The organism is Vibrio sp. SCSIO 43140, assembly GCF_023716585.1.
GTDB lineage: Bacteria > Pseudomonadota > Gammaproteobacteria > Enterobacterales > Vibrionaceae > Vibrio > Vibrio maritimus_B.
The window spans coordinates 2102833-2115258 of sequence record NZ_CP071850.1 but is presented as its reverse complement, the minus strand read 5'-3'; the positions used below and the strand labels follow the sequence as shown (position 1 = coordinate 2115258).

Here is a 12426-nt window from a genome sequence, read left to right as displayed (position 1 = left end):
ATTTCGTCGACTAATCTGTAATCTGGTTTTTTTCATTGAAAGCCGACAGATTCCAAGTGCATCAGGTTGCCCGGTCTCCAATTGTGTTGACTGTTTGCCTTGATTGTCTTTGAATGACATTCGAACGATTGATGGGCATTGTTATAAATCCAGTCCGGCATCCTAAACTGGTGCTTTTCACTAGGAACATAACAAGCAAAACTAGATATAAACGCTTCGCTTAAACGATGAAGACAACTCTCTATCACTTCTCCCGAGTGCTCAAGTTCAATATCTGTCACGTTAAAGCTCACTATTTTCGGCTGCGAGTTGGTATCCGTCGAAGAAGAGGCTATTGCACTCATCATTGCAAATAGGGTGATTTGCAGCGCTGCTTTGGGGCTCAAGCATGAGGTGTCGAATATTACCGCCCTACCGAAATGCTGCTTTGACCATAAAGGCTTTGCAGGATTATTGATTATTTCAAGATCTGAATAGTTGGCGCGGTACAACTCCACAAAGTGACTCATCCGTCTATCTTGAATTTTGTCACAGGCTTGTAAGAGCGTTCTTATGGTAAATTGGCTGTCATTATGGTGGTCTCTAAACACGGCCGGTAACTTACACCTAACTAGAAAATCTTCTTTGAGCTCAAGGCCTGCTAGCATCATGGCCACTAGTAGGTCTGGCTGTGTTCCAAACTGATTGCTTGTTCGCTTTTGGGTTAATTGATGCCAAAGGGATACGACATCAAAACTATAACCATTACCTTTGTCTGTGAAAGTAACGATATCCACGTCATCCATTGCAGCCAGACTAGGATAATCTTCAACCCTGCCTATCACCCAGGGTTGTATCGGTTTAAGGTGTTTGGGATGTGCATAGTGAGTGAGCATTGAGTCAATGACCTGATAAGATTCGGGTTCTTGAGTTCCCAATGCATGGCTGATTACATTCTCAAAACCAAATGGATCATAAGCCACCATCTCGTTCAAATCGCTTTTGAACAAATACGGCTCTCGTTCACTGGTACAGTTAGTCATGGTAAAAGCATCAATGTCCGGTAATACCTTGGCTAACTCATTGTGATCAAACTTACGTTTTTCATAATTCAGTCGTAGTCCATTGTAAGTTTCGGTATTGTCCTCCAATGACAATTGCACCGTTCGTTCGTTTTCAATCAATGCGCCCCAGTTATGGCAACCAATTTGGATTGTGATATGGAGTTCGAAAATATCGTACAACGTGAGTTTGCGACATTCTTGTAGATTTCTGAGTTCGTTCTCATCCTTGGACGAATGGTCAAATGAAATAGTTACTTCATAATACTCACAGTCAAGAGAGTGAATGAGACAACGTAGATTCTCGATGCTGCGGAGCAAACTGGGATTGACGATAAAGCGTCTTGAAAAGAGTTGGAGGTCTTTCTGTTTATCTTGACTGTCTGGAATTAGCTGAGTGTCGAGTATTTCAGTCGCTAACCTCCCTGTTTGGTCTTCAACCAAAGACTTACTTTTATAGAGATCAGTATCTTGTTTCTCTCGTTTAACAACAAAACTTGCCGGTATCGATTGAGATTTCTCGGCCGATAAGGAGAGATGATCAAGGTATTCGAGATAACACTCCAGCGCTGACTGAGCAGTGTGTTCACTTAACCGATAATATTGACGATTATTGAAATGGTGCATCTGGATAGCCCTTATAATGGAGACACCCAGATATTTTTGCACCTCTAGTTACAATTTTTTACGATTAACGAGGGGAATTTCTCGTTATGGAATGATCACGCATCTGTTTTGAAGTACTTAACTATGCGTAGGACATGACTGTGACTGCGCCTACTTAAAATAGTATCCAAACGCTTTACTTAGCTGCCCCTAATCAAGCTTTAGAGTTGTATTTTCAATTAGCAACTCAAGCAAGGAGACATCAATACTAGCCTTCTCGTAGCCCACTTCTTTTGCATATCGGACAGCTTCCCGTACTACCGCCATTTGTGCTTTAAGCTCTGATTCGTAAACTGCCAACTCATTAGTTTCCATTTCGTTCTCCTATATTACTGTTTATGGTCTGATGTGCTCTGATGCCCCTAGCTATCGACGATTAGAAAGACCATGTATGTAGCTAAGACCTCTCTTGTATTGCCACAGAAATTCTTTAACTACTTCAAATTGCGAGAGATGCATAACCAACGACATAATCAATATCGAAGTAGACAGTAAAATTCCTAAAGCCCAGAGGCTGATCTCATTTTGTATTATTGCTATTGAAATTAGAAAGAACATCAGTGGCGCCATCACTGTCACCACCGAACACCTGCGATCCAAAACCCTTTTCTTTACGTGCCTGTTCTTCTGTGGAATTACTCATACCCACACTCCCTGTTGATAAGCCTGACTCTCAATCAAAGTCTGAATCAGTGGCTTTGCGTAACGTTAAATACGCCCCGAAGTCGACATTATGTGTAACTCGCGTAACCACATACCTATGGAAGACCTGTTGCGAGACGGGAAGTTGTTTTTGATATTTGGGTAGCAACGTAACGATGTCACCTCTACTGGCAGGAACAGTCAATTTGAACCAATTTTTTTCTAGTTCGATTCCCTCACCCTTTTCAAAGGTGTAGTAGTACTTATATCCGAACATATTAGCCCCCTGTTTTCTACGGCCAAGAGAGTTCTACTCAACTATCCCAGTCTATTGGTCTTCTAACGATATTCTCTGCTAGTGATCTCATTGCAGTTCGCTCATCGTCAAGCCTACGCATGCTTTCCCTGTGCTTCGTGATTATCAATAGAATAAAAGAGAAGACGGCCAGCATTAGCGTACAAGTCAGGAGTACCAAAATCTGTTGCTTCCACGCCAATTTATCTAACCATGTTGCTGCACGAGCCACTACCTGCGTAACGCTCACAAAACCAACAAAGATAACCAACCCTAGCCCTATAAAAGCCTTCCTCATGTCTGTACCCCCCCAACTATCTAATAAAGGTTAAGCGCAACCGTGAGCACAAATGCACAGAATCCAACCAACATCATCTGCTTGCCGTACTGAACATTTTTCAACGTAGAGAAAATTCCAAAAAAGAAAACGCTCGCGCAAATGTAGGGGGCTGATGTAATCGGTGATGTTGGAGTTATAGGCTCACTTAGTAGCTTAGCAATAGCGAGCACCGCGAGAATGAATGCACCAAGCGCAGATCCAAATCCAACCACCAGCCATACCTTCCACAAATGGTGATCGATAAATAATTCTATCTTCCTCATCGTATCTGGAGATAGGTCTTCGGCGTTGGGATTAAAGAAAAGGACTATAAGGTGCAATCCAATGACGATGGTGGTAACGGACAATGCGATTTCCCCGAACGGGTTCTCACCTACCTCAATCAGTAACCATGAAGCCAGTATCGAGGCTGTCCCTATAACGAGCACCTTCCACTCTCTGCAAAGCGCCTTGCCAAATATCTTCCAGTGATCAGATTTCGCGATTCTAGTACCCATCATTTTTCTCCTGAGTAGCATTGTCGTGTGCTTTAGGTGCTTCATCCCCATATTTACGAAGATCTTTCATTTGAGCTAAACCCAGCGCAATACACGCAATACCACATATTCCAATCGAGGTATGTTGAGTTAGATGGCTTACTGGGATTAGCACAAGACCTAGTGCAAGTGGGATTGAACCGACGATGAGCGAATGATAGAACGATAGGATCCATTTTCTCATGGTCTCGCCCCCAGGGAATTTCCTCTTCGCGGAAAATAGCTAGCAGTCGTGTTTGGGTTTTCTTGAACACCTGAACGTAATTTTAATGAACCAAGACCTACATCGATGATAAAGCTCATACCGCTACGTGCTGCCCCAAAGTACGATTGATTAAACTTCTTTAGCGGGTTCCACCAACTAGCCTGAATCGCACAGAGAAATGGTATCGAATGCCTTTTTCGAGTACCCATCGCTATGACAATTTTGTTGTGTTTCATGCATGCCTCACTAACCTAGTTAACTGACGTTCTCCAACAAGGCTAAATCTACCTCTAGCCTCCGTGCTTTAGATATACATGTTTTGTGCTTGTTTTTTAGCGAATAAAGAGCGTAATTTTGTTCCTTAATTCCTATTTTTTTGGTGTATCACATGGGTACCTAACCCCACAAATCGACAGGTGATTACCATGAATACTCAAGCATTTAAACCGGGACCGCGACCTGTACAGAAGCCTCAAAACCATCCTTCTCACGCAGCAAACGAGTCATCTAGCACTGTTCATAACATGCCTACACCTGCGCCTAATCAACCTGCGGTATCGCAAAATTCTGGACATGCATTGCATCAACAACCACCTCAGAATCATTCCATGACACCGAGCCCGTCGCATTCTAAACCTTTTCCTTCAGTTCAGAGTCATTCAGGGACTTCGAGTCAGCCGTCACCGGAGAGTAATGCCAAACAAAACCCATTCAAGAAGCAAGGCGCTAATCCTACTGGAAGTCAGAATAATCAAAACACCGACTTTAGAAAGATACACTCCCATGGGTATAAAGTTCATGGTGGACGAGCTGCACTCGAGATTAAACCCGACACAAAGCAGAAAGCTCGTGACGCGGGGCTCGTTGACGAGAATGGTGAGGAAAATATTTTCCATACTATAAGGCTTGAAGCGGCACAGAGTAACAACTCGGGTGACCGAACCTATAACTGGGGTAATAAGATTGCACTGCAACTTACCGATATAGAACTCCCACTCTTTATCGGTGTTTGTATGGGGTACTTCCCAAGGATAGAGTTTGGCAATCATGGGGTGGGTGGAGAAAAGTCGTCTAAATCATTTACTGTGGAATTTCAGAAAAATAATTTGTTCGTTTCCTTATCACAAAAGGATAAATCGCTCTGTGCTGTCCCAATTAATTTTGTTCAGGCGAATCACATTGGCTTAATTGCTTTGGAAGTGTATACCCGAAATTTTTCAGGGTTGGATAGTCAAACGGTGCTCAACTCAATCATCAATCTCTGTTCAATGTACTTGGAAAAAGGGGATAGAAGTATTAAAGACCGAGCATAATTCTCGGGATAAAGTAAAGGAAGGTTCATAAACGACACTCATTGGGGCTCATCGAGCCCTAATTTAGACGCTGAATCAAGGAGTATTGAACGAGTTAGTGAATTGCTAGCGACTTCATTAGTTGAGATACTTCTAGTTCACTTCCGTCAGCTTCCCACCGTCAGTCTTTGGAAACCGAGTTGACAGGACAATCAAATAGTATTCATTTTCACTATATCGATCTTTACTCGATGCGTAGTTGTATCCATTTCTTACCACATGAGCGTAAACCCCAGTCGCGACTTCGAAACAATCGCCTAATCGCAGAGAGTCTGGCAAAGACTCCCTAAGCCACGAAAGAAACTCCTGCTTAGCCCAAACTCGTGGCATGTCATTCATACATGACTGTGGGAGGGTATTAAGATGAGCAATTGCAGTGTGAACGTCGGACTCGGAAATAAGCAGTTGACGTTGGGGATGATTGTAAGATTGCCTGTGCTCTACAAACCGCGTCAAACCATAAAACAGCAATCCCACCAGCGTGAAACTTACAAGCTTATACGCACTGAAATCTACTACAGCGAGCGTTCCCAAGCCAAGATAACAAGCACTGGTAACAAAATAAATCATACTGGTAAAAAAGAAAGCACCTGAAACACTATAGTTTCCTGTTTGGTTCTTGCCCTTCACCGATTCTAGAAGTCTCATGCTCGATATTCGCTCTTTTTAAGCTTGCCATGCACCGACATCGTGACGGTACCATTTATATTGGCAGTCTTGCTTATTTGAGCGAATGCACTTCCCATAACAATACAAATCATGGCTGCAGATGCACTGCGCCAATCACCATTAGCACTTCCTAAGTACAATCCAATGCTACCAATGATGATATTGATTATCCCAAGTAGCTTAAGCCCACCCAATGAGAGTACTTTGTTCATGCTCATCTCCTATTTCGTGCTTATGCGATACCTTGGATGATACGAGTCCTCAGTCGGTGACTCCCCACATCCTGCGAGTAGGGTCTATCCTTTTATCTTGAACATACGGTCGAATACATTAATCATGACCGTATCGTCATAGTGGTTAACATACATTGCGTTACCATTGAGAGGTTTAGTGTTTTGGCCGCTATAAAGGACTGTGTATCGATATCGGTTAGGATTTTGAAGGTCAATGAGAACCGCACCATAATCGTAGCTACTGAAATACTTCGATTTCGCCTTAGTAAATACCAAAGCATAAGGTTTATTGTTCACCGTAATTGCTGTTTCAAATTCGAATTCGACGAACTCTCCAAGAATTGCTGTCCGTGCTTCTATTTCATCCCACTGCACGCGACCTTTGTATCCGCGATCGTTTAGCGGTATTTGTTTGATATTGACCGTGTTTCGTTTTTTACTTTTGGTCAACACCATCGCATAGTTTTTGTCGACAACCACTGAGGGGTTATCCGCTGTCTGTGCAAGAAATGCAATATCGGGGTGAGCAAAACGGTTGTTGTTAATGTCTGCGTGCCTTACGACGTACAAAGACTCTTTGCCAAAATCCTCCGCCATCAGCTTATATCTATCTGAATCGCGCTTTATATGTACTTCACCATCAACGGTTGGCAGCTCGTATGTCTTTCGATTAAAGTCATTGACAACCATCGGCTCATATTGTCGTACTTCACTGGCGTAATGTTGCTGTTCACCGGGCATGCTATATGTCGTGACACAGTATTCGTCTTGATCGGCTGCATGAGCAGCGATTGTCATCAAAGCACTCGCCACGGCCACTGTAAGGATCTTGATTTTCATTGTCTGCTCCCTCTTTTGATAAACCTAAGTCTAAAGAAACCACACTTCGTAAATCGCGATTAGTGGGCTTATTTTTGCTCACTAACGAGTAACTTTAAAAATTTGTCTCAATTAAACAGGCAATTGATGTATAATTTGAAACTGAACGGGATGACATTATGTTTGTTCTAGTTCCTCCAAATAAATCCAAGCGGAGAGGGGTCTTCGTGACGGTCAACCTTACGGTTGAAGTCTCTCGGGAGAGGTCCTGTGAGCAAGTAGACGGCTCCCTTCGGGGGGCTGTTTCCTTTTCCACCCTAGCACTACTACTTTCCTATTATGCTTCAGCATTTCCCAACTTTACTTATTAACCTGTCTTTTTTTCGCCACTAATCGACAAAAACAAACCTTTCTTCCGATATCTTCTTATCAATACGATCAACATGATGGAAATATCTATGAAATTACAAACCCTTCTGGCCATACTCCTTCTACTAGTCACTAACACCAGTTTTGCAGCTATTGAAGGGTTTGAGTTCGTTGATACCAATAATACCGATCGCCTCATTCCAACGAGTACCAATACTGCAACATTGATAAACAACAGTAGTTCCATAGGCGTTCATATCAGTGCAGGCCTCGATAGAAAAATCGAAGTAAAGGTACTCGAAGAAGGTGCTCTCATTGGTTCAGCTTCTAGTGGTGTCATTACCATCAATGACTCATATTCACCATTTGGAAATGAATATTTTGGAACTTATCTAGAAATACCTTTGCCACTGGATGGAACCTATGTCATAGAGGCGACTACCCTGTCCTTGTCAGGGGATGTCGTTGATACGACTTCAACTTCTATTATTCGTGATACCAAACAACCGTCCGGTGACGACTTGAGCGTCAAGTATATGTATGGGGGCCATATCAATTCATTATTACCCCAAGGAAGTTGGTATTTGAGCGCTCAGATGGGGTCATATACCTCTACTCTAATCCAAGTGTCTAATATTGAAGATACATCGGGTATCCGCTCAGTAGACTTTGAGTCCTTCACCTTAGATTCAAGCGGGAATCCTGTATTCTACAAAAGTGTAGGTATGACCTATTCAGTTTCACTTCAAACTGCTGAAGTGAACTTGAGCAGCCACGGTTCCATATTTCCTTCGTCTAATGGTGATGTTCCATACGCAGCTCGAGCGAAAATTACCGATAATGCAGGAAACATTAGTTACACCGCGTACCAAAGTGTCTATTGGGATTCTGTCCGTACAGATACTTTGGAGGCATACGGTGTGAAAGTTCCCGGCAGTACGAACATCATGGCAGGATTAACCGGTTTCGACCCATACGTAAACTCTATGGAGGTCGACGAGAATCCTGTAACGATTTTGTACCGAGTCGCTGCATGGAACTATCGGGATAGCTCAGGAAATTTTAACAATCCAGGTGGCTTGATGGTTTCAGGAGCAACGGCCATCTATACCGACCGCGATGATGGATACGTCTATTTCACAGATACGGGTCCTATCGGTTCAATTACAATCCACTGGCGAAACCAAGCTCACTACCGAAACGTCACAGGACCGAGCCTTTACACCGTAGTACCTTCCGATAAAGCTCCTATCACTCCTAGAGCTCTCTATGGCCAATACTTTTATTCCGATTGGGGTACTTTCGGTAACTGGAGTCGACGTGTATACAAACATGAATTGCCATTAAGCATTGAGAAAATTCGACTGCATGTTGAACCAAGAAACTTTGAACAAATTGCACGTCATGGTGGGTCAGTCAGCTGCATTATTCCAGTAGGAGAAACCTATTGTGATGCAGTATTGGCAACTCCATGGGAAATGACGGAAGGTAGCGCACGATATTTCCATGACTACTTTAATGTAAGAAACACCGAAGAATCACTTGTCTCAAACCCCACATACCCTGTTGGCTCATACAACGACCTTTACTATCCATCAATAGAGAACACGGCCTTCGACTCTGAAACCAAAGAGTTGTTTGTCCGAATCGTTCAAGACTGTCAAGACTGCTATCAAAAACGAATTGGCCTATCCAAGTACCAATTGCAAGACATCAATGGCAATAGCCTCGGGTTATCACCGAAACAAGTATCACAAAACGCGGGAACTTTTGAAGTCGTATACGACCTTACCCAATTACCTGAAGGGGCATATAGCATATACGCTTACGCCGAGGAACGTCACGGTCCTTCAGATACAACATTTGCTCTCGACTACAACAGTGATAAGACAGCACCAGTCATCTCGTTTGGTTACGAAGGAGGGGCTATCCCGTCTGAAGTTTCAGATTTACGTAATGTTTCTTTCACCTTAACGGATCCGTCGTCAATTTCAGAAATTGAGATCCTTCTTACTGGTTCACGTTACCAAATCGAATATCAACTAGGTTACTCACTACTTGACCAACAAGGCAATTCGACTAGCTACACTCTCGAATTACCGAAGCTGTTCCCTACATTGGAGGAAGGAGAAACCTACCAAATACAAGTTAGTGCTGCTGATGAATATGGAAACCGGTCTTCAAAAACAGTCAACATCTCGTACAAGCCAGACAACCTGATCATTATGGAGCCCTTCTATTACGTCCCTTTCACGCCTAGTACGCCAATTTATATCGCAGATGGTTCTCCTCTTGGCTTGATCTATACCAACTCAGCTCTAACCCTTGAGAACAGTATGTTAGCCACAGGTGTTCAAACTGCAGAGATGACCAATAACGCGGCATCGAGCTTTCCAATTGGTATTGAAAGTGACTCTGGCTGGGTAGAGATATTGCCCGGACAGACGAAGGAGTTTGGTATCGACCTTGGAAATGGCGAGCCTCTTTATGTAGAGATCTATCCCATTACCAACGGCAATGAAGGTACAGCGGATTTCATCTTCAACATCAACCAATTGACGTCAGAGCATTTACATTCGCAGCCATAGAGGCATGAACGTTTACGCAGCAAAGGGCAATTGCGCCTTAAGCAGCTAAATTTCAGCCTCTATTCGACATTTTCTAAAACAAACTCCTTTACAATCGAGTTATTTTGTAATCAATGAGTTGCACTATGATGAGATACCGACCTATCCGATTGTCTGTTGCTATGACGCTTTCTGTACTTTCAAGCGTGTCTCTTGCGGGAATAGAAGGAACGTCGTTTACTGATACAAATGGCTCACACATCGAGAGAAAAGTCTCTCCCGTGGGCGAAACTTTTTTCAATAACCAAAGTGCACTCAAACTTTACATCAGTTCAGGGCTTGACCGACGTATCCGCGTGTCCGTCAATTACAACCAAGCCCAAACTGGCCAGATGACATCTCATATTATTGGTATCGATGACCGGCTAACGTATCAAAACGATACCTTTTACGGCGTGACGTTTGATATATCAACTCCCAATGATGGTACCTACGAGTTATTCATTGAAACACTCGACCTTACTGGAACGGTCGTAGCCACTGAAACCGTCGTTTTAAAGCGAGATACACAAGGACCAGTGATCGGAGAACTCAACGGTTATGGGTATGGCGGCTATGAAGGACACACCTTTCAACCCGCTAATTCTTGGCTTTGGTCAGCTTGGAATGACAACTATCTCGAGTATCAAGGAATTACCGACGCTGATAGTGGGATCAGCAAGGTAGAACTGGAAACCTTTGTGATGGAGCCTACGCAAACCTTGTATAAAACTCGCGTACTTGCTTACTCCGAATCAACACAGACCGCCCGATTTACTTTATCTCAAGATAGAGGATTTCTGCCTCAAGGTGATAACGCGGAAACCCCGTTTGGATTTCGCTACAAAGTCACTGACGTTGCAGGTAACGTCAGCTACTCACCTATCCAAACCATTTACTACGATACATTCGCTTTCAACCCTGGAGAGAACGTTGTTCACGCGGTCTACGACCCCGATAGTTCCAATGTCATTGCCGGACTTTCAGGGTTCGTACCCTATCAAAGTGGGATGACGGTCAAAACCAATCCTATCCAATGGCTGTATAAAATCGACAACAACAACTATTCCAGCTTTGCACTCGGAGGGTTAGGCTGCGTTGGTGCAAAACAGGTAATTCTAGATTACAACAGTGAAGGATATACCTATTGCTTATACGACCGTTCGTACAATTATCTGAACGGTAACTATGTTCGTTTCAATCAACGTGCCACTTGGTCTGTAGGCTATTTATCCTACAACCTAGTGTTAGCTGACACCGCCCCACTCTCTCCCGTTAACAATGGCTCTCAATATCGCTATTCCGACCGTGGGTGGGGAAGTTGGTTTAGAGAAGTGAAAATAAGTGAATTGCCGGTTCGAATTGAAGCAGTTAAAAGATTTGCAGAACCGCGAAGTTACGTCCAGGTCTTCAAACATGCTGGGGTTGAATGCCAAATACCCATCGGTGAGACAGAATGTACGGCAGAGTTCCCTAGAACTGACGCATGGGAGTTAACCATGGGGGAAATGGTGTACTACCATTCCGGGTCAAGTCTCACCAATCAAGAAGGTACCCTCGTTAGTGGACCTAGTTGGGCTGATGTACATACCAATGCCAAATACGCTCCAGAATTTCGCTCAGTGACATTGGATGAGGTTAATAAGACCTTGGCCGCGTCTATTCATCTTGAACCGGCTGGTAGTTACTTTGACAGAGTTCGCTTAGGCAAAATTGAGCTTCATGACACCACAGGAAATCTTAATGTATCGCCGTCTTGCGTTAGGCAATCTCAAGACTGGGAATGCGTATTTGATCTAAGCGCGTTAGGTCATGGTGTGTATGACCTAAATGTTTATGCTGAAGCCAGAATGGGGATGAATCAGCGCAGTGAAGGAATAGACTACATTAGTGACAAGAAAGCACCAGAGTTAAAATGGTACTACGAAGACTCTGAAACGGTACCAAATCGTATCAACGATTTGCGGTCACTGTCATTTACCGTCACTGACGATAGTGCAGTCAGCGTTACGGAACTTAGAATCGAATCTCCCGCCTACAACCTTGACTTGATACTGGGTCATACTGTGCAAAGTGTTGATGGGCAAACAACGGCTTACGCCATCGAGTTGCCTCGGCTCTTTCCGTCGCTTGAGGAAGGTCAAGATTATGTGATCACGCTGGTTGTCACGGATGAATACGGAAACAGCACAAAATCAGAATTGCTAACGGAATATGAGCCTAGCAATCTGATAACGTTGGATGTTCAGCCATTCTTGGATATTGACCGAAACCTAGAAACCGTTAACGGGGACTCTTTGGCGAGGATTTACAGCCAAAACCCACTCGTTCTTGAAACCGGACAGCTGGCAACTGGCGTTCAAACGGCGGAATTCAGTGTTGCTAATAACGCAACATACTCGCTGGTGGTTGGCGCTGATAGTGGCGATGTCGTTGTCCGTCCGGGAGAAACAAAAACTATTCAGATCGACCTTGGTACCGAGGGGGAACGATTGGATATACATATCTACCCTGCCGTCGCTAATGCAGAGGCAGAGGCTCAGTTTCTCTTTTCCATTCCACAACTCAGATCTATTTATAACGATTAACTAATCTGCTTAAGAAAGCGTTATTTCGTGTATAAACGAAACACAGCATCAATGATCGGTCAAATA

Annotated in this window: 11 protein-coding genes; 3 read left to right on the top strand and 8 right to left on the bottom strand. The window is 43.6% G+C overall.

The window, feature by feature from the left end:
- Positions 1–32: 32 nt before the first annotated feature.
- The 5 genes from J4N45_RS09920 to J4N45_RS09905 form a co-directional block, all read right to left on the bottom strand.
- On the bottom strand, positions 33–1667 hold the full coding sequence (locus J4N45_RS09920; RefSeq protein WP_252011241.1) for a hypothetical protein: 1635 nt from the start codon (positions 1665–1667) through the stop codon (positions 33–35).
- A 189-nt stretch (positions 1668–1856) separates the two neighbouring features.
- Positions 1857–2021, bottom strand: coding sequence for a hypothetical protein (locus J4N45_RS09915; protein WP_252011240.1), 165 nt, complete (start codon positions 2019–2021; stop codon positions 1857–1859).
- Between the two features lie 205 nt (positions 2022–2226).
- A complete protein-coding gene (locus J4N45_RS27200; protein WP_286036862.1) occupies positions 2227–2349 on the bottom strand; it encodes a hypothetical protein in 123 nt (40 codons plus the stop codon).
- Positions 2350–2961: 612 nt separating this feature from the next.
- Positions 2962–3480: a hypothetical protein gene (locus J4N45_RS09910; protein ID WP_252011239.1), complete on the bottom strand. Its 519-nt coding sequence runs from the start codon at positions 3478–3480 to the stop codon at positions 2962–2964.
- On the bottom strand, positions 3470–3703 hold the full coding sequence (locus J4N45_RS09905; protein WP_252011238.1) for a hypothetical protein: 234 nt from the start codon (positions 3701–3703) through the stop codon (positions 3470–3472). Before J4N45_RS09905 ends, J4N45_RS09910 begins: the two co-directional genes overlap by 11 nt.
- A gap of 446 nt (positions 3704–4149) precedes the next feature.
- Between J4N45_RS09905 and J4N45_RS09900 the strand changes: the two genes are divergently transcribed.
- The gene (locus J4N45_RS09900; RefSeq protein ID WP_252011237.1) at positions 4150–5037 is read left to right on the top strand and encodes a hypothetical protein; all 888 of its coding nucleotides are present in this window, start codon (positions 4150–4152) and stop codon (positions 5035–5037) included.
- 132 nt (positions 5038–5169) lie between these two features.
- Here the strand turns inward: J4N45_RS09900 and J4N45_RS09895 are convergent, their stop codons facing one another.
- The 3 genes from J4N45_RS09895 to J4N45_RS09885 all read right to left on the bottom strand — a co-directional run bounded on the left by J4N45_RS09895 (position 5170) and on the right by J4N45_RS09885 (position 6818).
- Entirely contained in the window at positions 5170–5724 is a 555-nt protein-coding gene (locus tag J4N45_RS09895) for a hypothetical protein (RefSeq protein WP_252011236.1), read from the bottom strand.
- On the bottom strand, positions 5721–5957 hold the full coding sequence (locus J4N45_RS09890; protein WP_252011235.1) for a hypothetical protein: 237 nt from the start codon (positions 5955–5957) through the stop codon (positions 5721–5723). The genes J4N45_RS09895 and J4N45_RS09890 overlap by 4 nt, the downstream gene beginning before the upstream one ends.
- An 84-nt stretch (positions 5958–6041) precedes the next feature.
- Positions 6042–6818 (bottom strand): hypothetical protein, encoded by a 777-nt coding sequence (locus J4N45_RS09885; protein WP_252011234.1) that lies wholly within the window; start codon positions 6816–6818, stop codon positions 6042–6044.
- Positions 6819–7255: 437 nt separating this feature from the next.
- Between J4N45_RS09885 and J4N45_RS09880 the strand changes: the two genes are divergently transcribed.
- Both J4N45_RS09880 and J4N45_RS09875 read left to right on the top strand, forming a co-directional pair.
- Entirely contained in the window at positions 7256–9754 is a 2499-nt protein-coding gene (locus J4N45_RS09880; RefSeq protein WP_252011233.1) for an Ig-like domain-containing protein, read from the top strand.
- Between the two features lie 125 nt (positions 9755–9879).
- Positions 9880–12360 carry an Ig-like domain-containing protein gene (locus J4N45_RS09875; protein ID WP_252011232.1) on the top strand — a complete coding sequence of 827 codons (2481 nt, stop codon included), beginning with the start codon at positions 9880–9882 and terminating at the stop codon, positions 12358–12360.
- Positions 12361–12426: the final 66 nt, after the last annotated feature.

Bases quoted from the DNA above. Each gene is read 5' to 3' on its own strand.
- J4N45_RS09920 (WP_252011241.1), bottom strand. From the start codon at position 1,667: ATGCACCATTTCAATAATCGTCAATATTATCGGTTAAGTGAACACACT.
- J4N45_RS09915 (WP_252011240.1), bottom strand. From the start codon at position 2,021: ATGGAAACTAATGAGTTGGCAGTTTACGAATCAGAGCTTAAAGCACAA.
- J4N45_RS27200 (WP_286036862.1), bottom strand. From the start codon at position 2,349: ATGAGTAATTCCACAGAAGAACAGGCACGTAAAGAAAAGGGTTTTGGA.
- J4N45_RS09910 (WP_252011239.1), bottom strand. From the start codon at position 3,480: ATGGGTACTAGAATCGCGAAATCTGATCACTGGAAGATATTTGGCAAG.
- J4N45_RS09905 (WP_252011238.1), bottom strand. From the start codon at position 3,703: ATGAGAAAATGGATCCTATCGTTCTATCATTCGCTCATCGTCGGTTCA.
- J4N45_RS09900 (WP_252011237.1), top strand. From the start codon at position 4,150: ATGAATACTCAAGCATTTAAACCGGGACCGCGACCTGTACAGAAGCCT.
- J4N45_RS09895 (WP_252011236.1), bottom strand. From the start codon at position 5,724: ATGAGACTTCTAGAATCGGTGAAGGGCAAGAACCAAACAGGAAACTAT.
- J4N45_RS09890 (WP_252011235.1), bottom strand. From the start codon at position 5,957: ATGAACAAAGTACTCTCATTGGGTGGGCTTAAGCTACTTGGGATAATC.
- J4N45_RS09885 (WP_252011234.1), bottom strand. From the start codon at position 6,818: ATGAAAATCAAGATCCTTACAGTGGCCGTGGCGAGTGCTTTGATGACA.
- J4N45_RS09880 (WP_252011233.1), top strand. From the start codon at position 7,256: ATGAAATTACAAACCCTTCTGGCCATACTCCTTCTACTAGTCACTAAC.
- J4N45_RS09875 (WP_252011232.1), top strand. From the start codon at position 9,880: ATGATGAGATACCGACCTATCCGATTGTCTGTTGCTATGACGCTTTCT.